The sequence below is a fragment of the Neisseria sp. genome (genome assembly GCF_030530745.1).
Lineage (GTDB): Bacteria > Pseudomonadota > Gammaproteobacteria > Burkholderiales > Neisseriaceae > Neisseria.
This window is the reverse complement of the sequence record NZ_JAUMUI010000001.1, coordinates 157,606-182,864: the sequence shown is the minus strand read 5'-3', so window position 1 is coordinate 182,864 and position 25,259 is coordinate 157,606. Positions and strand designations below refer to the sequence as shown.

21 protein-coding genes and 1 CRISPR repeat array are annotated in these 25,259 nt (G+C 49.7%); of the genes, 19 read left to right on the top strand and 2 right to left on the bottom strand.

Features of this window, described 5'->3' with window-relative positions; translation table 11 throughout:
• Window positions 1-4 precede the first annotated feature (4 nt).
• The 12 genes from Q3970_RS00845 to Q3970_RS00790 all read left to right on the top strand — a co-directional run bounded on the left by Q3970_RS00845 (window position 5) and on the right by Q3970_RS00790 (window position 15,054).
• The gene (locus tag Q3970_RS00845; RefSeq protein WP_303098720.1) at window positions 5-586 is read left to right on the top strand and encodes a hypothetical protein; all 582 of its coding nucleotides are present in this window, start codon (window positions 5-7) and stop codon (window positions 584-586) included.
• Window positions 583-1,527, top strand: a complete 945-nt coding sequence (locus Q3970_RS00840; protein ID WP_303098719.1) for a DUF4868 domain-containing protein — start codon at window positions 583-585, stop codon at window positions 1,525-1,527. Before Q3970_RS00845 ends, Q3970_RS00840 begins: the two co-directional genes overlap by 4 nt.
• A gap of 12 nt (window positions 1,528-1,539) precedes the next feature.
• Entirely contained in the window at window positions 1,540-3,324 is a 1,785-nt protein-coding gene (locus Q3970_RS00835; RefSeq protein ID WP_303098718.1) for a site-specific DNA-methyltransferase, read from the top strand.
• Window positions 3,317-4,351 (top strand): YhcG family protein, encoded by a 1,035-nt coding sequence (locus Q3970_RS00830; protein WP_303098717.1) that lies wholly within the window; start codon window positions 3,317-3,319, stop codon window positions 4,349-4,351. The genes Q3970_RS00835 and Q3970_RS00830 overlap by 8 nt, the downstream gene beginning before the upstream one ends.
• Window position 4,352: 1 nt before the next feature.
• Window positions 4,353-5,384, top strand: a complete 1,032-nt coding sequence (locus tag Q3970_RS00825) for a virulence RhuM family protein (protein WP_303098716.1) — start codon at window positions 4,353-4,355, stop codon at window positions 5,382-5,384.
• A complete protein-coding gene (locus Q3970_RS00820; protein ID WP_303098715.1) occupies window positions 5,384-8,074 on the top strand; it encodes a DEAD/DEAH box helicase in 2,691 nt (896 codons plus the stop codon). Before Q3970_RS00825 ends, Q3970_RS00820 begins: the two co-directional genes overlap by 1 nt.
• 123 nt (window positions 8,075-8,197) lie before the next feature.
• Window positions 8,198-10,630 carry a CRISPR-associated helicase Cas3' gene (gene cas3, locus Q3970_RS00815; RefSeq protein WP_303098714.1) on the top strand — a complete coding sequence of 811 codons (2,433 nt, stop codon included), beginning with the start codon at window positions 8,198-8,200 and terminating at the stop codon, window positions 10,628-10,630.
• Between the two features lie 10 nt (window positions 10,631-10,640).
• On the top strand, window positions 10,641-11,363 hold the full coding sequence (cas5c, locus tag Q3970_RS00810; RefSeq protein WP_303098713.1) for a type I-C CRISPR-associated protein Cas5c: 723 nt from the start codon (window positions 10,641-10,643) through the stop codon (window positions 11,361-11,363).
• The gene (gene cas8c, locus Q3970_RS00805) at window positions 11,360-13,354 is read left to right on the top strand and encodes a type I-C CRISPR-associated protein Cas8c/Csd1 (protein WP_303098712.1); all 1,995 of its coding nucleotides are present in this window, start codon (window positions 11,360-11,362) and stop codon (window positions 13,352-13,354) included. Before cas5c ends, cas8c begins: the two co-directional genes overlap by 4 nt.
• 25 nt (window positions 13,355-13,379) lie before the next feature.
• Complete coding sequence (cas7c, locus tag Q3970_RS00800) at window positions 13,380-14,219, top strand: type I-C CRISPR-associated protein Cas7/Csd2 (RefSeq protein ID WP_303098711.1); 840 nt, start codon at window positions 13,380-13,382, stop codon at window positions 14,217-14,219.
• 11 nt (window positions 14,220-14,230) lie between these two features.
• On the top strand, window positions 14,231-14,887 hold the full coding sequence (gene cas4, locus Q3970_RS00795) for a CRISPR-associated protein Cas4 (RefSeq protein ID WP_303098710.1): 657 nt from the start codon (window positions 14,231-14,233) through the stop codon (window positions 14,885-14,887).
• A gap of 14 nt (window positions 14,888-14,901) precedes the next feature.
• Window positions 14,902-15,054: a hypothetical protein gene (locus Q3970_RS00790; RefSeq protein WP_303098709.1), complete on the top strand. Its 153-nt coding sequence runs from the start codon at window positions 14,902-14,904 to the stop codon at window positions 15,052-15,054.
• Window positions 15,055-15,299: 245 nt separating this feature from the next.
• Here Q3970_RS00790 and Q3970_RS00785 read toward each other — a convergent pair whose 3' ends face one another.
• A complete protein-coding gene (locus Q3970_RS00785; RefSeq protein WP_303098708.1) occupies window positions 15,300-15,674 on the bottom strand; it encodes a hypothetical protein in 375 nt (124 codons plus the stop codon).
• Window positions 15,675-16,211: 537 nt separating this feature from the next.
• On the opposite strand from Q3970_RS00785, the gene cas1c reads away from it, so the two are divergent.
• The 6 genes from cas1c to Q3970_RS00755 all read left to right on the top strand — a co-directional run bounded on the left by cas1c (window position 16,212) and on the right by Q3970_RS00755 (window position 24,023).
• On the top strand, window positions 16,212-17,225 hold the full coding sequence (gene cas1c / locus Q3970_RS00780; RefSeq protein ID WP_303098707.1) for a type I-C CRISPR-associated endonuclease Cas1c: 1,014 nt from the start codon (window positions 16,212-16,214) through the stop codon (window positions 17,223-17,225).
• 39 nt (window positions 17,226-17,264) lie between these two features.
• Complete coding sequence (cas2, locus tag Q3970_RS00775; protein ID WP_303098706.1) at window positions 17,265-17,558, top strand: CRISPR-associated endonuclease Cas2; 294 nt, start codon at window positions 17,265-17,267, stop codon at window positions 17,556-17,558.
• 191 nt (window positions 17,559-17,749) lie between these two features.
• Window positions 17,750-20,038: a CRISPR direct-repeat array (repeat unit 32 nt; unit sequence GCAGCCGCCTTCAGGCGGCTGTGTGTTGAAAC).
• A gap of 295 nt (window positions 20,039-20,333) precedes the next feature.
• On the top strand, window positions 20,334-22,007 hold the full coding sequence (gene ettA, locus Q3970_RS00770) for an energy-dependent translational throttle protein EttA (protein WP_303098705.1): 1,674 nt from the start codon (window positions 20,334-20,336) through the stop codon (window positions 22,005-22,007).
• 247 nt (window positions 22,008-22,254) lie between these two features.
• Window positions 22,255-22,905, top strand: a complete 651-nt coding sequence (locus Q3970_RS00765; RefSeq protein ID WP_303098704.1) for a protein-L-isoaspartate O-methyltransferase — start codon at window positions 22,255-22,257, stop codon at window positions 22,903-22,905.
• 137 nt (window positions 22,906-23,042) lie between these two features.
• The gene (locus tag Q3970_RS00760) at window positions 23,043-23,366 is read left to right on the top strand and encodes a rhodanese-like domain-containing protein (RefSeq protein ID WP_303098764.1); all 324 of its coding nucleotides are present in this window, start codon (window positions 23,043-23,045) and stop codon (window positions 23,364-23,366) included.
• A gap of 84 nt (window positions 23,367-23,450) precedes the next feature.
• Window positions 23,451-24,023, top strand: coding sequence for a DUF4126 domain-containing protein (locus Q3970_RS00755; protein ID WP_303098703.1), 573 nt, complete (start codon window positions 23,451-23,453; stop codon window positions 24,021-24,023).
• Between the two features lie 134 nt (window positions 24,024-24,157).
• Here Q3970_RS00755 and Q3970_RS00750 read toward each other — a convergent pair whose 3' ends face one another.
• The gene (locus Q3970_RS00750; protein ID WP_303098702.1) at window positions 24,158-24,430 is read right to left on the bottom strand and encodes a PepSY domain-containing protein; all 273 of its coding nucleotides are present in this window, start codon (window positions 24,428-24,430) and stop codon (window positions 24,158-24,160) included.
• 212 nt (window positions 24,431-24,642) lie between these two features.
• Here Q3970_RS00750 and greB point away from each other — a divergent pair, with 212 nt between their 5' ends.
• Window positions 24,643-25,134, top strand: coding sequence for a transcription elongation factor GreB (greB, locus tag Q3970_RS00745; protein ID WP_303098701.1), 492 nt, complete (start codon window positions 24,643-24,645; stop codon window positions 25,132-25,134).
• Window positions 25,135-25,259: the final 125 nt, after the last annotated feature.

The following is a 25,259-nucleotide window of genomic DNA, read 5'->3' as shown; positions in this document are numbered from 1 at the left end:
GTATATGGCTGATTCATCCTTAAGATTAAGACCATGGGTCTCGTTAATTCTTTTTATTAGTGCATATTCTCCATTAATGGTGATTATGGCAATTAAACAAATAGATTTGACAAGTCCAAACTATTTTAATTCTCCAGAAATCGGAATTGGCTTATTAGTTGCAGCAATAATTAGCAGCGTCATTGTGTTACGAGTGGTTAAAAGTGTCCGAAGTGGATTAATGGTTGTTGTGAGTAAGGCATCGAATAAGTCAGGAGATATGTTTGGATATACAATTCCTTATATGATGTCTTTTATGCGGATTGACTTAACTGATTGGCAAACAATATTGGCGATTCTATTATTTCTGATTGTATTGTTCACTATGGCTTATCGGACACAAACAGTATTTATCAATCCTATCTTAGCCATTTTTGGATATATGTTGATTGATTGTACGTTTAAGCGAGGGGAAAAGGAGGTGCAAGCAATGGTTATTACTAAGCAGCCCATTAGCTCTGGTGATACAGTTTGTTTGGATAGGCTTTCTCATTATTTATATATTCGTTCAAACTCTGACTATAAGAGTAATAAGGAAAAATCATGATTACAAACACCAAAAAGCAAATTAAAGAAATACAAGCAGAAAGTTTTAACGATTGGTCTGTATCATTCTGGCTGATAAAAAGAAAGGCTCCAACAACTATCAAAGAAGCTTCGTATCATGCTTGGCGTGTCGATATGGATAAAAAATTGCCTACTCGCTTTAAAGGCTACCTGAAAAATCAACTTCAAGGGAAAAAGTTTCATATTGAGAAATATGATTATAGCAATGCAGACTGTGATGATGTATTGCTAACAATTGATTCTGGTATCACGGATTTTGAAAAAGTTGAAACGGAAATAAATAAAGGCTTTGATAATCTAAGAGTAGATAATCATAAAGATCTGCTTAATTCATGGGCTTATGTTATTTTGTTTGAAAAAGATGATAAAAAATTGTATGCCTGGAAAAAAATCAATACGGACACGCAGCCTAAAAAGGTGGCTTCAAAAGGGGTTCTGTTTTTTATAAATAAAGAATTGGTTGATCCTGATGATAAAGAGGTTTTTGTTATTTATCCAAATTATGATTTTTTTGTTTATAAAGGAACAGTATTTATAGCGAGCAAAAAACAGTTTGAGAGTTCAATGAATTTTCGCGAAGGGATAAAGAGGAAATCTGCTGAAGTGATTGCTGATTTTAAAAATCTTGAAACTTTTAAAAATATAGAATTGATTGAGCAGTATGTTGGCAATAATCTACATCACTTACGAAAAATGGCTTCTATATTAAAATCTGGTTATTATAAACAACCTGATTATCTTAAAAAATTAATTGCTGTCAATAAAAAAGAAAAATGGGATTTGAAGGTGGAGAATGGACAGATTGTAGTTGAAGAAGAAACAATAGATTTATTGTTAAAACTACTTAATAACGATCGTTTGCGCTCACCCATCAATGACGAAATATTTGATGCTGCTGCAAAATCCAAGGTTAATAAATAAGGTGTTAAAGTTATGATCAAACAAAAACTAGAACTCACTTGGATAGGCAAAGACAAGCGCCCTAAGTTGGAGGCGCGGATTTTGCTGGAGGATGCGGAGAAATCGTATCATGCGGCAACGCGTTCCGAGCAGGCGATTTTTGATAATCGGTTGATTTTTGGCGATAATCTGCTGGCACTCAAGGCGTTGGAGCAGGAGTTTACTGGTGAAGTATCTTGTATTTATATTGATCCACCGTTTAATACAGGTGAAGCCTTTGAGAATTATGATGATGGTTTAGAACATTCCATTTGGCTTGGATTGATGTATGAACGATTTAAGTTGTTAAGTTCTTTGTTAAATAAAAGAGGTTCTATTTTTGTTCATTTGAATGATGACGAGCTAGACTATTGTAAAGTTTTGCTAGATGAAGTGTTTGGTCGAAGTAATTTTGTAAATAGAATTACTGTTGAAGCACGTTCCCCTTCCGCGTTTAGTACAGTAAATCCTGGAGTATTTAAATCATCAGAGTATATTTTATGGTATGCCAAAGATAAAAGCGAATTTATAGAGAATTCTGGCCGTGTTTCTCGTTCACCAGATTATGCATATAACAAATGGCTAGATAATCCAGATGAGGATTTTTCTCAATGGAGGCTTGTTCCACTAATGGATGCGTATGAGAAGTCTCCTCCTTCACGATCTCGTAGACCTGACTCCCTTTTAGAACATTTTAATGATTTCATTGTAAATAATGCAAGACAGGTATGTCGTTTGGCTTCAATTAGTGATTTAGGAGCGGGAGAAAAAATTGTCCAATTGAAAAAAGAATCTTTGAAGGCGCCTGGTAGAGTTTTTAAGCTAGAACGATCTAGTGGTTTAGATGATGTATATATTATTGATGGTCAACAATTAATTTTTTACAAGAAAAATGTTGCTGAAATTGATGGAAAATTATCAGCAACTGCCTTACTAACAAATGTTTGGAAGGATATCGCATGGGAAGGAATTGCAAATGAAGGAGGAGTTACTTTCCGTAAAGGGAAAAAACCAGAACGTTTAATTAAGCGATGTTTGGAGCTAGCCACCAACCCCGGAGACCTAGTCCTAGACTCTTTCGCCGGTTCCGGCACCACCGGCGCAGTCGCCCATAAAATGGGGCGGCGCTGGATTATGGTGGAGTTGGGCGAGCATTGCCATACGCATATTATTCCGCGTTTGCAAAAGGTGATTGACGGCACCGATCAGGGCGGGATTTCCAAGGCGGTGAACTGGCAGGGCGGCGGCGGCTTCCGTTATTACCGCTTGGCGCCGACCCTGATTGTGAACGATGCGTGGGGCAATCCGGTCATCAATCCCGACTATAACCCCGAAATGCTGGCGGAAGCGCTGGCCAAGCTGGAGGGCTTTACTTACAGGCCGTCTGAAACCTTGTGGTGGCAGCACGGTTTTTCCAGCGAGCGCGATTTTATTTATGTAACCACACAAACGTTGTCTGCCGAACAGTTGCAGGCGCTGTCGGACGAGGTGGGCGAAAACCAAAGCCTCTTGGTGTGCTGCGCCGCTTGGCGCGGCATTACGGCGGCGCAGGCGGCGGAGCGTTTCCCGAATCTTTCTTTGAAAAAAATCCCGAAAATGGTGCTGGCGCGCTGCGAATGGGGGCATGACGATTACAGTTTGAATGTCGCCAATCTGCCGATGGCGGAGCCTGAACCGATGCCGTCTGAAAGGCTGCCTGAAAACCGCAATAAAGCTGCAAAAGGCAAAAGTGCGGCGGACAATCAGGAGGATTTGTTTGCGGGGGAGGCAAATGAATAAAAACCATTTGTTACCCGCCGATTACGGCGATTGGCTTACCGAAATCAAAGGGCGGGTGCTGGCGGCGCGGCAAAAAGCGGCTTTGGCGGCAAATGCCGAGCTGGTCTCCCTGTATTGGCATATCGGGCGGGATATTTTAGAGCGGCAGGCGGCACAAGGCTGGGGCAGTAAAGTGATTGACCGCCTAGGGCGCGATCTGCGGGAAGCGTTTCCGGAGATGAAGGGGTTTTCTACCCGCAATCTGAAATATATGCGTGCGTTTGCTGAGGCTTGGCCGGATTTTGAAATTGTGCAGCAGGCTGCTGCACAATTACCGTGGTTTCATCTTTGTACTTTGATTGATAAGGTGAAAATACCACAGCAAAGAGAGTGGTATTTACAGCAGGCTATAGCACAGGCTTGGTCGCGTGCCACTTTGGAAATCCATATCAAAAACCGCTTGCATGAACGCCAAGGGCAGGCGGTTACCAATTTTACCGCCCGCTTGCCTGCGCCTACGTCTGCTTTGGCACAAGAGACCCTGAAAGACCCTTATTTGTTTGATTTTTTGGGTTTGGGGGAGGAAGCGCATGAGCGCGATATTGAAGAGGCATTGGTGCGGCATATTACCCATTTTCTGTTGGAATTGGGCAGTGGTTTTGCTTTTGTGGGGCGGCAATACCGTTTGGAAGTGAACGGCGATGAGTTTTTCATCGATTTGCTGTTCTACCATACGCGTTTGAAATGCTATGTGGTGGTGGAATTAAAAGCCACGGCATTTAAGCCGGAGCATGCAGGGCAGTTGAATTTTTATTTGGCGGCGGTCGATGCGCAAGTGAAAGCTCCTGATGATCACCCCACCATTGGTTTATTGTTGTGCAAAACGCAAAACCGCTTGGTGGCCGAATATGCTTTGTCCGGTATCGATAAGCCGATAGGCATCGCCGAATACGAACTGGTACGCGCCCTGCCTGAATCCTTGGTCAGTAATCTGCCGACGGTGGAGGAGTTGGAAAGCGAATTGTCGGATTGGCAGGAGGATCTTTGATATGGTGAAAAAACAGAATGCGGTTTCCATTACCCGCTCATCGGCGGCGGAGTATCTGACCTTTGTGGCGGCCAATAAGGAAGGCGGTGTGCAGGCGGTGTATGCCGATGAGAATGTTTGGCTGACGCAGAAAATGATGGCGGCGCTTTATGATGTGGATGTCCGCACAGTGAACTATCATTTGGGAAAAATTTTTTCCGACAGTGAGCTACAGGCAGATTCAGTTATCCGAAATTTTCGGATAACTGCCGCCGACGGCAAAAACTACCATACCAAACACTATAATTTGTCTGCCATTATTGCCGTGGGCTATAAGGTTAATTCCGAACGGGCGGTGCAGTTTCGCAAATGGGCAACCGAAATTGTGGAAAGTTTTACCATCAAAGCTTATGTGATGGATGACGAACGTTTGAAAAACGGCGGTTCGGTATTTACCCGAGAATATTTTGAAGAGCAGTTGCAGCGGGTACGGGAAATCCGCCTGTCCGAACGCAAGTTTTATCAGAAAATCACCGATATTTATGCTACGGCGGTGGATTATGACGTTACGGCACAAGCCACCAAGCGGTTTTTTGCCACGGTGCAAAACAAGCTGCATTGGGCAATTCACGGGCAGACGGCGGCAGAGGTTATTTATCACCGGGCCGATGCCGAAAAGCCGCATATGGGCTTGCAGTCCTGGAAAGACGCGCCACACGGCAAGATTCAGAAATTTGATGTCTCTGTTGCCAAAAATTATTTGAACGAATACGAAATGGCGCAGCTTTCGCGCTTGGTCAACGCCTATTTGGATATTGCCGAAGATATGGCGATGCGCCACATTCCGATGACCATGCAGGATTGGGAGGTGCGTTTGAACCGCTTTATTGAAGCCGCCGACCGCGAAGTGTTGCAGGATGCGGGAAAAGTAACGGCAGAAATCGCCAAGGCACATGCGGAAAGCGAATTTGAAAAATACCGCATTGTGCAAGACCGCTTGTTTGAAAGCGATTTTGACCGCTTGTTAAAACAAACGGATAAGGAAGACAAATAATGACCACAAGAATTCAAAACCATATCAACGGACGCTTGTCTTTGCGCACACCGCAGGCGGAAAGTCTGGCGAAGTTGAAACAAGCCTTGGATGCCGCCCCTGAAATGCTGAAACATCAGCGTGATGTGGCGGCGGTGCTGGAAACGCTGAAGGCCGAATTTTCCACCTTGCAGGAATTTGAACGTGATTTTCCGTCGCTGTGCTTTGCCTTGGCAACGGGGGTGGGTAAAACGCGTCTGATGGGGGCATTTGTCGCCTATCTGCATTTGGCGCACGGTATTAACAACTTTTTTGTGCTGGCACCGAACCTGACCATTTACAACAAGCTGATTGCCGATTTTTCGCCCAATACGCCGAAATATGTATTCAAGGGCATCGGCGAATTTGCCGTGAACCCGCCGCGCGTGATTACGGGCGACAATTACGAGCAGCAGAATATCGGCATGGCGGATTTCTTTACCGAGGTGCGCATCAATATCTTCAATATCTCCAAAATCAATTCCGAAGTGCGTGGCGGCAAGGAGCCGCGTATCAAGCGGATGCGCGAGGTGTTGGGCGACAGTTATTTCAATTATCTGGCTAACTTGCCCGATTTGGTGCTGCTGATGGACGAATCGCACCGTTATCGCGCGCAGGCGGGGATGCGGGCGATTAACGAATTGAATCCGCTGTTGGGTTTGGAGCTGACCGCCACGCCGTTTGTGGAATCCGCCAAAGCGCCGATTCCGTTTAAAAACGTGGTGATGGATTACCCCTTGGCGCGGGCGATGGAAGACGGTTTTGTGAAAATGCCCGCGGTGGTAACGCAGCGTAATTTCAACGCCCAAAACCATACGCCGGAAGAGATTGAAAAAATCAAGCTGGAAGACGGTGTGCGCCTGCATGAAAACACCAAGGTGGAGCTGCAAACCTTTGCGCGGGAAAACGGCGTGCCGGCAGTCAAACCCTTTATGCTGGTGATTGCCCGCGATACCACGCATGCGGCAGGGCTGCTTTCATTGTTGGAATCCGATGCCTTTTACGGCGGGCGTTATGCGGGCAAGGTGATTCAGGTGGATTCCAGCAAGTCGGGCAAAGACGAGGAAGAGATGATTGCGCGGCTCTTGGCGGTGGAAAGCGTGGACGAGCCGACCGAAATCGTGATTCACGTAAATATGCTTAAAGAAGGCTGGGATGTAACCAATCTTTATACCATTGTGCCGCTGCGCGCCGCCAATGCGCGCACTTTGATTGAGCAAAGCATCGGTCGTGGCTTGCGCCTGCCTTATGGCAAGCGCACCGGCGTGGAAGTGGTGGACAGACTCAATATTGTGGCGCACGACCGCTTTCAGGAAATTATTGACGAAGCCAACAAAGGCGGTTCGGTATTGCGCTTGCAGCAGGTGATTTTGGATCCTGCCGGGGAAGACGAGCAAAAAGTGAGCGTTACCGTTCCGAGCGGTATAGAAAGCCGTTTGGGGTTGGATAGGCCGTCTGAAACGGTTGGCGCGTATCCGGCAGAAGCGGATCAGCCGATATTTACCAGTGAGGCGGAAAAACAAATTGCCCGCAAGGTTATGGAAGCGGCGGCCCGATACGAAACCCGCCCTCAACAAGCGCCGACTTCGCAAGCCTTATTGCAAGCGGATATTCAGGCAAAAATCACAGAAGAAGTGAAACAGCAATTGCAGGGTGCGCAGGGCGAATTATTGGCAGATGCGTTGCCCGATGTGGCGGAAATTGTGGCGAAAACCACGCAAGTTCTGGTGGCGCAAACCATCGATATTCCGCGTATCACCATGATGCCGAGCGGGGAAGTCAGCACGAGGTTCCACCCCTTTACCCTGGATGTCGGCAATCTGCATTTGCAGCCGGGTGCGCGCGAAATCCTGATTCACAACCTGCATACCGATGAGCAAAGTAGCCTGTCTGCCGAGTTGGGGCTGGTTGAGAAACGCCCTGAAGACTATATCGTGCACGCGCTGATCGATTTTGACGATATTGACTACTTCACCCAAGCTAATCTTTTGTATGACCTGGCCGGGCAGATGGTGCGGCATTTGCGCAGTTATCTTTCCGAGGCCGAAGCGCTGGATGTGTTGGATAAAAACCGCCGCCTGATTGCACGGGAAATTCATGCGCAAATGACGGCGCATTTCTGGGAAAAAGCCACGCATTATGAAGCGCATGTCAGCCGTGGTTTTACCGCGCTCAAACCCTGCCATTACACCGCTTCGGCAAACGAGCCGGTGCATTCGGTGCGCGAAACGGTGCAAGATGTTTCGCGCATCAAGCAAATGCTGTTCGGCGGGTTTAAAAAGTGCCTGTATCCGCTGCAAAAATTCGATTCCGACACCGAGCGCCGCTTCGCCGTGATTCTGGAGCGCGATGCGCAAAAATGGTTCAAACCGGCCAAGGGGCAATTTCAGATTTATTACAAACAAGGTGCCGATCAGAAAGAATATATTCCCGATTTCGTAGTAGAGGGCGATGATTTTATCCTGATGGCAGAAACCAAATCCCGTGCTGATATGCAAAGCCCTGAAGTGCTGGCCAAAACCGAAGCGGCAGCGGCTTGGTGCAAACAGGCAGCGGACTATGCCACGCAGCACGGCGGCAAGGCGTGGAAATACCTGTTGATTGCCCACGATGAAGTAGATGAAGCAAAAAGACTGGAGGATTTTTTAAGATTTGAGAAAAAGGCCGTCTGAAAAACGGTTGTTGTGTCGTGCGCCTGCTGGCGTGCGTGTGTTGAAACTAAGATTGGTGAGTGATCATCGTTTGAAAATCAGCCGCCTTCGGGCGGCTGTGTGTAATGGAACGGATGGATAAGCATGACAAATTTTATCGCCCATATCCGCCAAGCGGATAAATCGGAACAATCTGTTGCCACTCATTTAACCGAAACCGCCGCCATTGCCCGCGAATTGGCGGCGAAGCTGGATTTGCCCGAAGCGGGTGAGTTACTGGGGTTAATGCACGATTTCGGTAAATATTCGCAAGCGTTTCAAAGCTATATCAAGGCGGCAGCGGGCGTGAATCCCGATGTCGATGTGGAAGATACGCTGCCGAACGGCAAGAAAATCGACCACTCCACGGCGGGCGCACAATGGGTGTATGGCCGTCTGAAAAAGTTTGGCGCGCAAAACGGCATCGGCGAATTGGTTGGACAAATATTGGGCTTGTGCATTGCTTCGCACCACGGCGCGGGATTGATTGACTGCCTGAGTCCTGAAGGCGATGCGGTTTGGCGGATACGCTTTTCAAAAGACGATGCGCTGACGCATTTGGCAGAGTGCGAGCAAAATGCTGATGAAGCGGTCAAGCGGCAGGCGGAAGGTTTGGCTAATGAAGATTTGGTTAAATTGCTGTTAAAGCCGCTTGCAGCCATTTTGAAGCAACCGGACAGCAACGAAAAAATCAAAGAATTTCATCTCGGCTGCCTCACCCGTTTTCTATTCAGCTGCCTGATTGATGCCGACCGTATCAACAGTGCGGATTTTGAACGCGAAGCGCAAAAGGATTTGCGCCGTTTGACTCAAAAGCCCAACTGGCAGGAAGCCATTGATAAGCTGGAAACTCATCTGGCCGATTTTGAAATCCGTTACCCGATTGACCAAATCCGCCGCGAGATATCCGATGCCTGTCTGAAACGTGCTACCGACCCGCAAGGCATCTACACGTTGACCGTACCGACCGGTGGCGGCAAAACGCTGGCGAGCCTGCGTTATGCTTTGCACCACGCACAAAAGCACAATCTCGACCGCATTATCTACATCATTCCCTACACGTCCATCATTGACCAAAATGCAGGCACCGTGCGTGAAATTCTCGGCGAAGATTGGGTGCTGGAACACCATTCCAACCTTGATCCTGAAAAGCAAAACTGGCAGGACAAACTGCTTGCCGAAAATTGGGATAAGCCGATTGTGTTTACCACCATGGTGCAGTTTCTCGATGCTTGGTTCGGCGGCGGCACACGCGGCGTGCGGCATATCCACCCGATGACACGCAGCGTGCTGATTTTCGACGAAATCCAAACTCTGCCGGTGAAATGCGTGCACCTGTTTTGCAATGTGCTGAACTGGCTCACGCAGTTCGGCAAATCCAGTGCGGTATTGTGCACGGCCACCCAGCCGCTGCTTGATAAATTGCCCAAATCGGAATTCGGCGAATTGAAACTGGCGCAAAACGCCGAAATGATGGGTAAAAACGACGAGCAAAACAAATTGTTCGACGATTTATCGCGTGTGGAAATCCAGTATCAACCCAAAGCGGGCGGCTGGTCAGTGAATGAAGCGGGCGGATTTTTATTGGAGCAGTTTCAGACGGCATCAAGCTGCCTGTTTATCGTCAATACCAAAAAATGGGCGCAAGAACTTTATCAATACTGTCAAACGCAGAACGTGCCGAAAGAAGCACTGTTTCACCTCAGCACCAACCAATGTTCCGCACACCGCAAAACCATTTTTGATGCAATCAAAGGCCGTCTGAAAAACAAACAACCCGTGATCTGTATCAGCACCCAATTGATTGAAGCGGGCGTGGATATTTCTATGGCTTGCGTCATCCGTGCTTTGGGCGGGCTGGATTCCATTGCCCAAGCAGCGGGGCGTTGTAATCGTCATGGCGAAAAAAACGGCAAAGGGCAGGTGTATGTGCTCAACCTGCAAGAGCCGGATTTGGCACGGGTGCTGCCCGATATTGACCAAGGGCAGAAAAATGCCGAACGCGTATTGCGCGAATTTGCCGGACAGGATATTTTGCAGCCTGCCGCCATGCAGCGGTATTTCCAATACTATTTTTACAACCGCAGCGGCGAGATGGGCTATGCGGTTAAAAACAGCATTTCAGGTAGCCTATTGGACTGGCTTTCCGATAATGCTTCAAATGTTTATGCAGCGAAAAACAATCAAAGAACCAAGCTGTTTCCGCTTCTGATGCAGTCATTCAAAAGCGCGGGGCAGGCTTTTCAAGCCATTGATGCGCCGACCCGCGCCGTCATTGTGCCATATGGCGAAGGTAGGGATTTGATTGCTTTGCTTTGCGGCGAATGGAAACCGAAAGTAATGTACCGCACGCTGGCCAAAGCGCAGCGCTACAGTGTGAACGTGTTTCCGAATGTGTGGCAGAAATTGGAGCAGGAACAGGCTATCTATGAAGTACAAGCAGGCTCAGGCATTTATTATTTGAAAGACGGGCATTACAGCGATGAATACGGCTTATCCGTCGATGAAACCGGCGAAATGCCGTTTTACGAATTATAGAAGGAGCGATATGAACAGCACCATTACTTTCCGCGTTTGGGGACGGCAGGCTTTGTTTACCGACCCCGTTACCAAAATCGGCGGCGAAAAATTCAGCTACCAGGTACCGACCTATGAAGCGGTTAAAGGCATTGTCAAAAGCATTTACTGGAAGCCGACCCTGATTTGGCACATCGACAAAATCCGCATAATGAAGCCGATCCGCACCCAAAGCAAATCCACCAAACCCTTGGACTGGAACGGCGGCAATACGCTGGCGATTTACACTTTTCTGCAAGATGTGGAATACCAAGTGCAGGCGCACTTCACTTGGAACGAAAATTGGGAAGAACTCAAAGGCGACCGCAATTTCGGCAAACATATGGCGATTGCCGAAAGAATGCTGGAACGCGGCGGCAGGCAGGATATTTTCTTGGGCACGCGTGATTGCCAAGGCTATGTGGAACCGTGCGAATTCGGCTCGGGCAAAGGCTTTTACGATGAGATCGACAACCTTGATTTCGGCTTGATGTTTCACAGCTTCGGCTATCCCGAAGAAACGGGCAAACCCGAGCTGGTCAGCCGTTTTTGGGCGGCGAAAATGGAACACGGCGTGATTGAGTTCCCAAGCGTAAACGATGAAACAGGCCGTCTGAAAACCCGCTTTATCCGAGAAATGCAGCCTGAAAAACCGTTTAAACGCGGCGAAAACGTCAAGCCTGTGGAAGATGAGGCTGAGGAGTTGGGACTATGAGCTGGATGCAGAAACTGTATCGGACGTATGAAGCCGTATCGGGGCAAACGTTTGACAGCGATGACGAACCGCTGACACCCGTCGGGCATACCCTGCAAAATGCCCATATTGTTATCGTATTAAACGGACAAGGAGAATTTCAAACGGCACGGGTAATGCCGCCAAAAACGGCAATTATGCTGCCGGCTACCGAATCATCGGAAAACCGTACCAGCGGTGAAGCACCGCACCCACTGGCAGACAAAATCCAATATGTTGCCAAAGATTACGCCGATTACGGCGGCGGCAAAAAAGCCTATTTTGAAGGTTATCGCAAGCAGTTGCAGCAATGGTGCGACTCGACATTCAAACACCCGAAAGTGCAAGCCGTGCTGGATTATGTCGGCAAAGGCACGGTTGTCGCCGATTTGGTTCGGGCAGGCGTTTTTCAGTCGGACGCAAACGGCAAAGTTTTAAGCAAATGGGAAGCGGAGGGCGAAGCCCCGCCGATTTTTTCCGTATTGCCGAAAACCAAGGGCGAAATCGAGTTCGGTTCGGCATTGGTGTGCTGGTGTGTGGAAATTGCCGGCGATGTGCATAGCGAAACATGGACGGATCAAAGCGTGCAGCAGTCGTGGATAGACTACATCGGCAGCAGTGCGGCACAACAGGGTTTTTGTTTGATACAGGGTATCGATACGTCGGTTTCCACCATGCACCCTGCCAAATTGCGTCATACGGGCGATAAAGCCAAATTGATTTCGTCCAACGATACGGCGGGCTACACCTTCCGTGGGCGTTTTGAAGCGGCTGAAGAGGCGGCCAGTGTCTCGGCGGAAGTATCCGCCAAAGCACACAGTGCATTACGTTGGCTGATCGCCCGCCAAGGTATCCGCAACGGCGATCAGGTAACCGTTGCTTGGGCAATCAGCGGCAAAGAAATTCCTTCGCCGATAAAAGATACTTTTGACGAAATCGACTGGGATAATCTGGATACAAGTGCGGTTGAAAATAATGACGAAATCAACAGTCTGTCTGAAAACGAAAACAGCGGTATCGATTGGTCTGTCAATATCGGGCGGCAGGCCGCCGCCATCATTAAAAAGAAACTGCACGGCTATAAAAAAGCGCTGAAAGAACATGAACAGATTTCCCTGCTCATGCTGGACTCCGCCACACCGGGACGTATGGCGCTGACTTACTACCAAGAATTTCTGCCTGCCGACTATTTCGCCAACCTGGACGCTTGGATAGACGATTTTTCTTGGTACCAACGCCACAGCATTGAAAAGCAAAACGGCAAAAAAACAGATAAACAAACCCTGTGGGCGTTTGTGCCGCCGTCGCCGTCTGCCATCGGCTACGCCGTTTACGGACAGACATTGAGCGATGCCCTGAAAAAACAACTCTACGCCCGCCTGCTGCCCGTGATTGCCGGCGGTAAAAACGTGCCGATGCCTTATGATTTGGTGCAAAAAAGTTTTCAGACGGCCTGCAATCCGAGCGGCAGCGAAAATTGGGAGTGGCAAAGAAACATCGGCGTCGCTTGCGCTTTATACAAAGGCTGGCGCGCCCGTCATCATGATTTATCAGAAAGGAGAACTTACCCTATGAGTTTAGATACAGAAAACCGTTCACGCGACTACTTGTACGGCAGGCTGCTGGCCATTGCCGAAAATATCGAATCCTATGCGCTTTATCTGGCGGAGGAAAAACGCGCCACCACCGCCGAACGCTATATGCAGCGCTTTGCCGAACACCCTTTTGCCACTTGGCGCAATATCGAATTGGCACTGAAACCCTATCAAGACCGACTGCGCAGCCGCGGCAAAGATACGGGCACGCAGGCCATCGGTGAGATTATGGAGCTGTTCCAAACCGACGACTTTGTTTGCGACGACAAATTAAGCGGCGAATTCCTGCTCGGTTACCACTGCCAAAAAATGGAGCTGGCACGCCAAATTGCCGCACGCAAAGCCGCCAAACAAAAGAAAACCGAAACCCCTGAATAACCCTGAACATTGAAAGGAAAACAACATGAGCTTAACCAAAAAAATCGACTTTGCCCTGATTATCAGCGTCAAAAACGCCAATCCCAACGGCGACCCCTTAAACGGCAACCGCCCGCGTGCCGATTTTTCAGGCATCGGCGAAATGACCGATGTTTGTTTGAAACGCAAAATCCGCGACCGCCTGCAAGACAGCGGCGAAGCCATCTTCGTACAATCCGACGAAAAGAAAACCGACGGCATGACCAGCCTTGCCAACCGTGCCAAAGACAAAGAAGTCGGCTTGGGGGCAGAGGCATTCGGTAAAAAAGCCGATAAAGACGAAACTGCTAAAAAAGCCTGTGAAAAATGGCTGGACGTGCGCAGCTTCGGGCAGGTATTCGCATTCGGCAAAAGTGATGACGGCGCAGGCGTATCGATTGCCGTACGCGGTCCCGTAACCATTCAATCCGCATTCAGTGTTGAGCCGGTCAATATCACCAGTACGCAAATTACCAAAAGCGTCAGCGGCGAAGGCGACGGCAGCAAACGCGGCTCCGACACCATGGGCATGAAACACCGCGTGGACAGCGGCATTTACGTCGCCTTCGGCGCCATGTCGCCGCAGCTGGCCGAACGCACCGGCTTTTCAGACGGCGATGCCGACAAAATCAAAGCCGTGCTCACCAAACTGTTTGAAGGCGACGCATCTTCCGCCCGCCCCGAAGGCAGTATGCAGGTACTCAAACTCATCTGGTGGGAACACAATTGCAAAGCAGGGCAATATTCGTCCGCCAACGTACACGGCAGCCTGAAAGTAAACGCCGACGGCAGCTATCGGTTAGATAATCTCGACGGATTAACACCTCAAGAAATAGACGGTTTCTGATGACGGAAAATTTGCAAAATTCTGAGCAAAAACCACCGCTTGCAGGCACAGGGGAACGGGATCTACCCACCGTTCCCCTCTCCGCCCTGCAACACTACGCCTTTTGCCCGCGCCAGTGTGCGTTGATTCACAACGAACAGGCGTGGGCGGAGAATTTTCTCACCGCACAGGGGCGGGTGCTGCACGAACGAGTGGACGGCGGCGAGCCTGAAACCCGCAAAGGCGTGCGGTTTGAACGCAGCGTGCATTTGTCCGCCGAACGCTTGGGGCTGACGGGCATTGCCGATATGGTGGAGCGGGATTTGCGTACAGGCAGCCTGAAACCCGTAGAATACAAACGCGGCAGGCCCAAACCCACCGCGATGGACGAAATCCAGCTCTGCGCCCAAGCGCTTTGTCTGGAAGAAATGACGGGGCAAACTATAGACGAGGGCGCACTCTGGTATATGCAAACCCGACACCGCGTGCCGGTAATATTTTCAGATGGCCTCAGAGCCGAAACCCTGAACGCGATCCGCCAAGTACGCGAACTGTTAGACAGCGGCACTACCCCGCTGCCCGAATACGGCAAACACTGCAAAGCCTGCTCGCTGATAGAAATTTGCCAACCGAAGTTGCTGGAGAAGGATAAGTCGGTGGGGTATGTGGAGGGGTTGTTTGGAGAGTAATAGTAGAAAATATTGTGAATATTCTTGTAGATACTGGACATGATGATCGGGTTTATACCTTTCATGATAACTTTCTCGGGTTAAAAAGTGGTTTGCCGCAAGAGTTATTATTAAAAAATGTTGATGAGATAGAAGAGAATAATTTTGTAGAAAATAATTTTAGATGAAATGAATGAAATACTAGATAATAAAAATACAATTTTTTTACTATTTGGAATGAGAGCTTAGTGAAGGTGATTTGGAGGCAATAAGGGAAGAAAGAGAAAGACTTGACCTAGATGATGAGTAAACGTAGGTTGGGTTACAGAATTTTGTCTAATCCAACCTACGTAATTTGCCTATAGATTGTAATTTAGATGGTTTTTTTAAATATTTAAAAAAGTCATCTAAGGGTTTATTGAACGAATAAAAATTATGAAAGATATCTCTTGGTTAGTTTTTTGAGATCATTCAAATGGCGAGCATTCCAGCCATTGGCTATGGCCCAATTTGCAACTGTTTGTTCATCGGCTTTGTATCCTTTTTCTTGTAGCTCTTTGAAAATACGTTGAGCATGCTTTTGATCTGAAGGGTGCGCCAAGCCAGTAGATAGATTAACCATAGAGGTTAACCGTTTTAATGATGATGTGATTTCTTCTGGTAAAATTTCAATTTGTTGAGAGGATTCCCCGTGAATAATGTTAAGCCCATTATTATGCCAAGTACTCTCCCAAATATCAGCTTCTTCTGAGAGCCATGATACAAATATAATTGAATTTGCAGAAGCATTTGAGTCTATTTTATTCATATCATCAGTTGAACAATAAATTGCCAAAATTGTACCGGACGAATTATGGAGGTTAATTTTTGATGGTAGTATAAAATCTAAATTTCCTATGCTTTCACCTTTGCATAATTTCTTGGCTGAACCATTACCAAATATTTGGTCAATTATTTTACCAAGATTGGTTGATTCAAAATTAGCTTTATGGGGAAATATGATATGAATATGCTTGTCATTATTTTGAGTAGAAATTTCGGAAGCATAATGAAGGGCATCGAATATTATTTGATCGTTAGGACCTTCGTTTTTAAATAAAATCTATTTTTCATTTAATGTTCCTTTAATTAAGGTTGTGAATTTAAGCCAAGAGTATTTTAGCATGAAGATACTAAATTGCATATAAATAGAAGCAAACATGGGTTGTGTCCTTGAACACGAACGCGTTAGTGGTTATCTGTTTTTTGTTCTATGCCGTCTGAAAGACTGATTTTCTCAGACGGCCTAAATGGTAAGTTGTTCCAAAAACAAAAGAGCGGTCAAAATAAAGGGAGTTTTTCAACCATGCGTAAGCTGCAAAATACGCTGTATATCACCACTCAAGGCAGTTATCTCCACAAAGAACGCGAAACTTTGGTGGTGGAGCAAGATCACAAAAAAGTGGCACAGTTGCCGGTGCATTCCATCGGGCATATTTTCTGTTTCGGCAATGTGTTGGTGTCGCCGTTTTTGATGGGGTTTTGCGGTGAAAATAATGTCAATTTGGCGTTTTTCACCGAAAACGGGCGTTTTTTGGGGCGGTTGCAAGGGCGGCAGAGCGGTAACGTGCTGTTGCGGCGGACGCAGTATCGGCTTTCCGAGCAAAACCCCGTGCCGGTGGCACGCAATATTATCGCCGCCAAAATTCAGGCTTCCAAGCGGGTGTTGCAGCGGCAGATTCGCAATCACGGCGATAATGCGGAGATTCAGACGGCGGTTTCGGCATTAAATTCATCACTGATGCAATTGAAAAAAGCGGAAAATCTGGAACTGATTCGCGGTATCGAGGGCGACGCGGCAGCCCGCTACTTCGGCGTGTTCGGGCAGTTGATTAAGACAGAAAGCGGTTTTGTGTTCTACGGACGTAACCGCCGCCCGCCGCGCGACGGGGTGAATGCGTTGCTGTCGTTTTTATACAGTATTTTAGGTAAAGACATCAGCGGTTCCTTGCAGGGCGTGGGCTTGGATCCGCAGGTGGGCTTTTTGCACGCCGACCGTCCGGGGCGAGACAGTTTGGCACAGGATATTTTGGAAGAATTCCGTGCCTGGTGGGTGGATAGAATGGTGTTGTCGCTGATTAACCGCGGGCAAATCAAACCAACAGACTTTGTTAGCGAAGCAAGTGGTGCAATTATGATTAAACCTGAAACACGCAAGTTGATATTCCAAACCTTACAGGCGAAAAAACAGGAAAAAATAGTTCATCCTTTTTTGAACGAGGAAGTAGAAATCGGATTATTGCCATATATTCAGGCAATGTTGCTCGCCCGCCATTTACGCGGCGATTTGGCGGAATATCCGCCGTTTTTAATGAGGTAGCCGGTTTGCAAGCGGTCATTTTTTAGGAAAATTTTACCAATGCTGATGTTGATTACTTACGATATTTCATTTGACGATCCCGAAGGGCAGAAACGGCTGCGCAGGATTGCCAAACATTGCCTGGATTACGGCGTGCGGGCGCAATATTCGGTGTTTGAATGCGACGTTACGCCCGATCAGTGGGTAGTATTGAAAGCAAAATTATTGGAAACTTACAACCCCGAGTGCGACAGTTTGCGGTTTTACCATTTGGGCAGCAAATGGCGCAGAAAAGTAGAGCACTACGGTGCCAAACCGGCGGTGGATATATTTAAGGATACGTTGATTTTATAATTCGCTAACCTGCGGTTCTCATTAAAATGCAGGCAGGTTAGCGATAGCAAAAAATTCTTTAAAAATCAGTATGTTATAAAAATGCAGTATAAAAATTCATACCGTGCTATACTGCAAATCACTCCCTATGCGGAAGTTTAGCGAATCAAAGGCCGCCAAGCCTTACCCAGCAAGGCTTCAAACCATAGGGAGCAGCCGCCTTCAGGCGGCTGTGTGTTGAAACATTTTGTCGTTTTTGGTTTTGACGGCATGGCCGCGCAGCCGCCTTCAGGCGGCTGTGTGTTGAAACATTTGTGTGGAAACAGAAGAAAAAATGTTGTTAGGCAGCCGCCTTCAGGCGGCTGTGTGTTGAAACAGATAGTAAAGCTGGCTGAAACCAGTACCGACGCAGCCGCCTTCAGGCGGCTGTGTGTTGAAACAACAAATCGGCTTTTTCAGCCCGCGCCCTTCTTCTGCAGCCGCCTTCAGGCGGCTGTGTGTTGAAACAGAGCTATATCAACCGTCTGCCCAGCGGCGTAATGGGCAGCCGCCTTCAGGCGGCTGTGTGTTGAAACTAAAAGTCAATTCAGAAACGGCATTTGTAATCGTGCAGCCGCCTTCAGGCGGTTGTGTGTTGAAACACGAAACAGGGTACAGTGCGCAAATATGAATCAGGCAGCCGCCTTCAGGCGGCTGTGTGTTGAAACCTCTTCGCTTACCACGCCAAGGCTGAATGTGAAGGCAGCCGCCTTCAGGCGGCTGTGTGTTGAAACTTGCAGGCCGCGCAAATCCCCGAAAAGGGCGGTCAAGCAGCCGCCTTCAGGCGGCTGTGTGTTGAAACTAATCCCCGTCTATCAGCTGCCGGGTAGGGTAAAGCAGCCGCCTTCAGGCGGCTGTGTGTTGAAACCGTGCTGCTTAATTTGTCTAAATCTGCGCCAACGCAGCCGCCTTCAGGCGGCTGTGTGTTGAAACATAGTTTGGCAAGTGGGCACTTTGACCGCGTTATGCAGCCGCCTTCAGGCGGCTGTGTGTTGAAACATATACAAGGTGATACAGGATAGATGAACGGCAAAAGCAGCCGCCTTCAGGCGGCTGTGTGTTGAAACTTCAGCATACAAAACGAAGCGAAGCGAAGCTTTGTGCAGCCGCCTTCAGGCGGCTGTGTGTTGAAACCGTCTATATTGAGGATTCTTCCGCAGCCGTTATTACGCAGCCGCCTTCAGGCGGCTGTGTGTTGAAACACTTGAGAATAATATGCAAACTCATATCGTGAAGGCAGCCGCCTTCAGGCGGCTGTGTGTTGAAACTCTGTTTTACGTAGGATTGAGGCCAAGGGCGCGGGCAGCCGCCTTCAGGCGGCTGTGTGTTGAAACCTGCTTGTAATAAGCATAACTGCTCTTTAATTCAGCAGCCGCCTTCAGGCGGCTGTGTGTTGAAACATCCCAGTGCAGGATGCAGGGCGTGCGCAGGTTGGGCGCAGCCGCCTTCAGGCGGCTGTGTGTTGAAACAGCAGTTTTCGGCTGCGTTCGGCAACGGCAGCCTGCAGCCGCCTTCAGGCGGCTGTGTGTTGAAACAATTACGGAGTATTAAAGATGCCAAAACCACGCAGCAGCCGCCTTCAGGCGGCTGTGTGTTGAAACAACCTTGCCCCGCTGGCATTGGATGATTATCCATGCAGCCGCCTTCAGGCGGCTGTGTGTTGAAACGTTATGTAAAACAACGCCAAAAGAAATCTGTCAGGCAGCCGCCTTCAGGCGGCTGTGTGTTGAAACAAAATCCCCGTCTTATTCCGGTACTGCCGGGACGCAGCCGCCTTCAGGCGGCTGTGTGTTGAAACTTCAGAACTAACTACTTCGCCCCGTGGTATTGAAGCAGCCGCCTTCAGGCGGCTGTGTGTTGAAACCCCAACGGGAGGCATGACGACCAGGTAGATGCGTGCAGCCGCCTTCAGGCGGCTGTGTGTTGAAACTGCAGGCTTTGGGCAACGGCTATACCGCCTATAGGCAGCCGCCTTCAGGCGGCTGTGTGTTGAAACCGTTGAAGTCGCAGCCGCTGCCAGCATACATCCAGCAGCCGCCTTCAGGCGGCTGTGTGTTGAAACTATTCACAAGTAATGCAAGAACTACACCAACAACGCAGCCGCCTTCAGGCGGCTGTGTGTTGAAACAAGCTCAATCATGCTAGGGGAATAAACTTTAATGCAGCCGCCTTCAGGCGGCTGTGTGTTGAAACCGGCAAGGCCGTTTATGCGCCCTACCTTTCAAAACGCAGCCGCCTTCAGGCGGCTGTGTGTTGAAACATTAACTGGCCGACTGAAATTTGCGGGAAGCCCGAAGCAGCCGCCTTCAGGCGGCTGTGTGTTGAAACTACGTCTTTCACAACAAGGGATGGTATGTTAATAAGCAGCCGCCTTCAGGCGGCTGTGTGTTGAAACCTGCTGCCGGACAAACGCCGCCGGGATTTGGACAAGCAGCCGCCTTCAGGCGGCTGTGTGTTGAAGCAATTGGCAGAATGAAGCCAATGCCGGATAAACCACTTCAGTTGCTTTTGAGCGGTTGTGTATTGGATCTGCCGAAATTGGCAATTTTGAAGATATTTAAGACCGATATGGTTATTAAACAGCGGTATGTGTCGGCGGGAGGTTGGGGGATGCTGCTTATCTTCACTCATTGTTTTTAAAAAAGATTTTTTCGGTTAAAATGTAAAAATCTTTAAACAGTAGGAACGGTAGGCTTCAGACGGCCTGCCGGGTTGTGTGAAATTTTCCAATCTATGCATGAAGTTTAAGAGATTGCTATGAGCCAATACGTTTATTCCATGCTGCGTGTGAGCAAAACCGTGCCGCCGCAGAAAACCATCATCAAAGACATTTCCCTATCCTTTTTCCCCGGTGCGAAAATCGGCCTCTTGGGCTTGAACGGCGCGGGCAAATCCACCGTGCTGCGGATTATGGCGGGCGTGGACAAAGAATTTGAAGGCGAAGCCGTGCCGATGGGCGGCATCAAAATCGGCTACCTGCCGCAAGAGCCCGAACTCGACCCCGAAAAAACCGTGCGCGAGGAAGTGGAAAGCGGTTTGGGCGAAGTGGCCGCCGCACAGAAACGCTTGGAAGAAGTTTACGCCGCCTATGCCGACCCCGATGCCGACTTCGACGCGCTGGCCGAAGAACAAGGCCGCTTGGAAGCCATCATCGCCGCAGGTTCGTCCACCGGCGGCGGTGCGGAACACGAATTGGAAATCGCCGCCGACGCGCTGCGCCTGCCTGATTGGGACACCAAAATCGGCGTACTTTCGGGCGGTGAAAAACGCCGCGTGGCCTTGTGCAAACTCTTGCTCTCCAAGCCCGATATGCTCTTGCTCGACGAGCCTACCAACCACTTGGATGCCGAATCAGTCGAATGGCTGGAGCAATTTTTGGTGCGCTTCCCCGGCACCGTGGTTGCCGTGACCCACGACCGCTATTTCTTGGACAACGCCGCCGAATGGATTTTGGAACTTGACCGCGGCCACGGCATTCCGTGGAAAGGCAACTATTCGTCTTGGCTGGAGCAGAAAGAGCAACGCTTGGCCAACGAAGCCAAATCCGAAGCCGCCCGCATCAAAGCCATGAAACAGGAACTGGAATGGGTGCGCCAAAACGCCAAAGGCCGCCAAGCCAAATCCAAAGCCCGCTTGGCGCGTTTTGAAGAAATGAGCAATTACGAATACCAAAAACGCAACGAAACGCAGGAAATCTTCATCCCCGTGGCCGAGCGTTTGGGTAATGAAGTGATTGAGTTCACCAACGTGAGCAAATCGTTTGGCGACAAAGTATTGATTGACGATTTGAGCTTCAAAGTACCGCCCGGCGCGATTGTCGGCATCATCGGCCCCAACGGCGCGGGTAAATCGACCCTGTTCAAACTGATTTCCGGTAAAGAGCAGCCCGATTCCGGCGAAGTGAAAATCGGCCAAACCGTCAAAATGTCGCTCATCGACCAAAGCCGCGACGGCCTGCAAAACGACAAAACCGTGTTCGACAACATCGCCGAAGGCCGCGACATTCTGCAAGTCGGCCAGTTCGAAATCCCCGCCCGCCAGTATTTGGGCCGCTTCAATTTCAAGGGCAGCGATCAGAGCAAAATCGCAGGCAACCTCTCGGGCGGCGAACGCGGCCGCCTGCACTTGGCCAAAACTCTGTTAAGCGGCGGCAACGTCTTGCTGCTCGACGAACCGTCAAATGACCTTGATGTCGAAACCCTGCGCGCGCTTGAAGATGCGCTGCTCGAATTCGCCGGCAGCGTGATGGTGATTTCGCACGACCGCTGGTTCCTCGACCGCATCGCCACCCACATTCTGGCAGCAGAAGGCGATTCGAAATGGGTGTTCTTCGACGGCAACTACCAAGAATACGAAGCCGACAAGAAACGCCGCTTGGGCGAAGAAGGCGCGAAACCGAAACGGATTAAATACAAGCCGGTAATACGTTAATGGCCCAACCATCTATGCAGGCCGTCTGAAAAATTCGGTTTCAGACGGCCTGAACGGTTTTTATAAAAAGCAGTGAAAAACTGCCATGATAAAATTTTGGTTTTTATGATAGTTTTTAACGGTTTGTCTGAAGCCGAAAAAAATCAAGCTGAGATGCTGCACATGCCGTCTGAAACATTGTGATACCCGCGTCAAACACCGTATAATCCAAAAACAATCCGAATATCAAACCGCCACGGAGCAAGGCATGAACTTTGAGCAAGCACGTTTCAATATGGTAGAACAACAAATCCGCCCTTGGGATGTGTTGGATTTCGATGTTTTAGACGCACTGGCCGAAGTGCCGCGCGAACGTTTTGTGGGCGAAGCGCAGCGGGCTTACGCCTATGCCGATATAACGCTGCCGCTGCCTAACGGCGGCAGCATGCTGGAGCCGAAAATCGTTGCCCGCCTGATTCAGGGGTTAGCGCTGAAAGCGGGCGAGCGCGTGCTGGAGGTCGGCACCGGCTCGGGTTATGCCACCGCGCTGCTGCACAAACTGGGCGGCAGCGTAACCACTATTGATATCGACGCCGCACAGCAACAGCGTGCCCGAAACGTGCTTGACGGGCTCGGTTTCGATAATGTGGTTTATCAAACCGGCGACGGCCTGGCAGGTGTTTCGGAAAGCGCCCCGTTCGATGCCGTCTATATCGGCGGTGCCGTGCCCGTTGTGCCCGAAGCCTTGAAAAACCAATTGAAAAACGGCGGCCGTATGGTGGTGGTGGCGGGCAGCGCGCCTGTTCAGCGCGCCCTGCTGATTACCCGCCACGGCGAAGGCTTTACCGAACACACGTTGTTCGACACTTATATCCCTTATCTGAATACCCCCGCAGCCGCCGGAAAATTTCAGTTTTAACAAACAGGCCGAATCTTCCGCACGGCCGGCCAGCATCAGAAACGCCCAACCTGCACAGCAGGCGGGAATTTAATTTTGCAAAGTTTGAGGCCGTCTGAACGCGTTTCAGACGGCCTTGCACACACTCAAACACACTCATTATGATTCCGCAAATCACCCCCCAACAATTGCAGCAATGGCTTGCCGAAGGCAAACCGTTAACCCTGCTCGACGTGCGCACCGACGAGGAAGTTGCCTTTTGCGCGCTGCCCGGCCATGTGCATATTCCGATGAACCTGATTCCGCTGCGCCACAACGAGTTGCCCGACGAAGGCCCGATTGTGGTGTATTGCCACCACGGCGTGCGCAGCCTGCACACCGCCATGTATTTGGCCAACGCAGGTTTCGACGAACTGTATAACCTGCAAGGCGGTATCGACGCCTGGTCGTTGCAGGCCGATCCTGCTGTACCGAGATATTGACGGGCCGGGTTGCCATAATCGTAAATCTGCCGCAAACGCGCAAGATTGCAGTATCATGCGCGTTTTCTGTTTTCGATTAAAATCATGAACTTTGAAACACTTATCAGCATCGCGCTCGGCATCGGTTTGGCGGCCAGCTCGGGCTTTCGCGTTTTTCTGCCTTTGTTTGCCCTGAGCGTGTCGGCTTATTTCGGCATGTGGCCGTTGAACGAAAGCTGGCAGTGGCTGGGCAGCACCAACGCGCTGATTATCCTCGGCATCGCCGCCATCACCGAATCGCTGGCCTATCTGGTGCCGTTTGTCGACAACCTGCTCGACACGCTCGCAGTACCGCTGGCCGGCTTGGCGGGCACGGCCGTGATGGCCTCGACCGCCGCCGATTTAAGCCCCGCCGTAACGTGGGCGCTGGCGGTTATAGCAGGCGGCGGCGCAGCGGCGGCCATTAAAGGCGTGAACGCCACCACCCGCGCAGCCAGTACCGCCGCCACGGGCGGCACGGCCAATCCCGTGTTTTCGGTTTTGGAAACCGGTGCGGCGGTGGTGATGACGCTGCTCAGCCTGTTTCTGCCGGTTCTGGCCGTATTCGTGGTGGTGTTTGTGGCTGTGTGGCTATACCGGAAATATGCGGCCTACCGGCGCGGCCGGGTGCAGGCATAGAAGTTACTACGCCAAGTTACGGAAAAACCGTATTGATGGGTATCGGTTGTTAACGCAGCCTGTAAGAAGGCCGTCTGAAAAGTTTTCTATAAAGAAATTTTTTCAGACGGCCTGAAGCATTTGTAAAACCTTTATCAATCATCATAGTCGATACGGTTTGAATAAACCTTGCCGGTGCGTGCATCTACTTTGATTTCGTGTTTGCGGCCCCGTTTGGTATAAATATCCACTTCATAATGCGGGCGGCGTGAATCAAGTTCTGCATCTACATCGGCAACGCGCCCGGGCACTTTGGCTTTGGCGGCGGCAACTGCCTGCTTTCTTGAAATATAGGTTTGGGCGGACGCAGGTGCGGCGGCGGAAAATATCAGCGCGGCAGCGGTCATCAGGGCAAACGGTTTTTTCATGGCAACTCCTTAATGATGCGGGAAATACAGGATAAATTTTAACGGGTCCGGTTTAGTCGGAAATTAGGGGCTGCCGACATTCAACGCAACGGCGGTATTTTTGGCCAAAAACACCGCCGTTGCGTTAATTGTCAACAGCCCCTAGGGAGGCCGTCTGAAAAAAGCGCGGCAATCGGTTAAAATGCACTTTTGTACATTTCAGACGGCATTACATGAGCGGCAACACACCCAACTACATCACCCCCGCAGGCTGGCAGGCTTTGAAAGACGAGCTGTACAGCCTGGTTAACAAAGAACGCCCCGAAATCGTTCAGATTGTGAATTGGGCGGCGGGCAACGGCGATCGAAGCGAAAACGGCGACTATCTCTACGGCAAGCGCCGTATGCGCGAAATCGACCGCCGCATCCGTTTTTTAACCAAGCGTTTGGAAGCGGCGCAAGTGGTCGATCCAGAAATCCGCGAAGCCACCGACCAAGTGTTTTTCGGCGCCACGGTGGAACTTTTGCGCGGCGACGGTAGCGAACAGGTGGTGAGAATCGTCGGTATCGACGAAATCGACACGGCCAAAAACAAAATTTCATGGATTTCGCCGCTGGCGCGCAGCCTGATTAAAGCGCGCGAAGGCGACGAAGTGGTGCTGAACGGGCCGGAGGGCAGGGAAGTGATTGAAATTTTGTCGGTGGCGTATGTAAGGATTGAGTGAGTGTGTGGGGGCGAACCGAGTTTGAGTCCGGCAATTCGGAACCGCCGCAAAAAACGATGCCGGCATTGCCTTTAACCAGCCGCCTTCGGGCGGCTGTGTGTTTAAACAAACGATGCGGCCGGTTC

What these genes read in the sequence shown, in the direction of transcription:
- Q3970_RS00845 (WP_303098720.1), top strand. Translation starts at nt 5, where the DNA reads ATGGCTGATTCATCCTTAAGATTAAGACCATGGGTCTCGTTAATTCTT.
- Q3970_RS00840 (WP_303098719.1), top strand. Translation starts at nt 583, where the DNA reads ATGATTACAAACACCAAAAAGCAAATTAAAGAAATACAAGCAGAAAGT.
- Q3970_RS00835 (WP_303098718.1), top strand. Translation starts at nt 1,540, where the DNA reads ATGATCAAACAAAAACTAGAACTCACTTGGATAGGCAAAGACAAGCGC.
- Q3970_RS00830 (WP_303098717.1), top strand. Translation starts at nt 3,317, where the DNA reads ATGAATAAAAACCATTTGTTACCCGCCGATTACGGCGATTGGCTTACC.
- Q3970_RS00825 (WP_303098716.1), top strand. Translation starts at nt 4,353, where the DNA reads ATGGTGAAAAAACAGAATGCGGTTTCCATTACCCGCTCATCGGCGGCG.
- Q3970_RS00820 (WP_303098715.1), top strand. Translation starts at nt 5,384, where the DNA reads ATGACCACAAGAATTCAAAACCATATCAACGGACGCTTGTCTTTGCGC.
- cas3 (WP_303098714.1), top strand. Translation starts at nt 8,198, where the DNA reads ATGACAAATTTTATCGCCCATATCCGCCAAGCGGATAAATCGGAACAA.
- cas5c (WP_303098713.1), top strand. Translation starts at nt 10,641, where the DNA reads ATGAACAGCACCATTACTTTCCGCGTTTGGGGACGGCAGGCTTTGTTT.
- cas8c (WP_303098712.1), top strand. Translation starts at nt 11,360, where the DNA reads ATGAGCTGGATGCAGAAACTGTATCGGACGTATGAAGCCGTATCGGGG.
- cas7c (WP_303098711.1), top strand. Translation starts at nt 13,380, where the DNA reads ATGAGCTTAACCAAAAAAATCGACTTTGCCCTGATTATCAGCGTCAAA.
- Q3970_RS00785 (WP_303098708.1), bottom strand. Translation starts at nt 15,674, where the DNA reads ATGAATAAAATAGACTCAAATGCTTCTGCAAATTCAATTATATTTGTA.
- cas1c (WP_303098707.1), top strand. Translation starts at nt 16,212, where the DNA reads ATGCGTAAGCTGCAAAATACGCTGTATATCACCACTCAAGGCAGTTAT.
- cas2 (WP_303098706.1), top strand. Translation starts at nt 17,265, where the DNA reads ATGCTGATGTTGATTACTTACGATATTTCATTTGACGATCCCGAAGGG.
- ettA (WP_303098705.1), top strand. Translation starts at nt 20,334, where the DNA reads ATGAGCCAATACGTTTATTCCATGCTGCGTGTGAGCAAAACCGTGCCG.
- Q3970_RS00765 (WP_303098704.1), top strand. Translation starts at nt 22,255, where the DNA reads ATGAACTTTGAGCAAGCACGTTTCAATATGGTAGAACAACAAATCCGC.
- Q3970_RS00755 (WP_303098703.1), top strand. Translation starts at nt 23,451, where the DNA reads ATGAACTTTGAAACACTTATCAGCATCGCGCTCGGCATCGGTTTGGCG.
- Q3970_RS00750 (WP_303098702.1), bottom strand. Translation starts at nt 24,430, where the DNA reads ATGAAAAAACCGTTTGCCCTGATGACCGCTGCCGCGCTGATATTTTCC.
- greB (WP_303098701.1), top strand. Translation starts at nt 24,643, where the DNA reads ATGAGCGGCAACACACCCAACTACATCACCCCCGCAGGCTGGCAGGCT.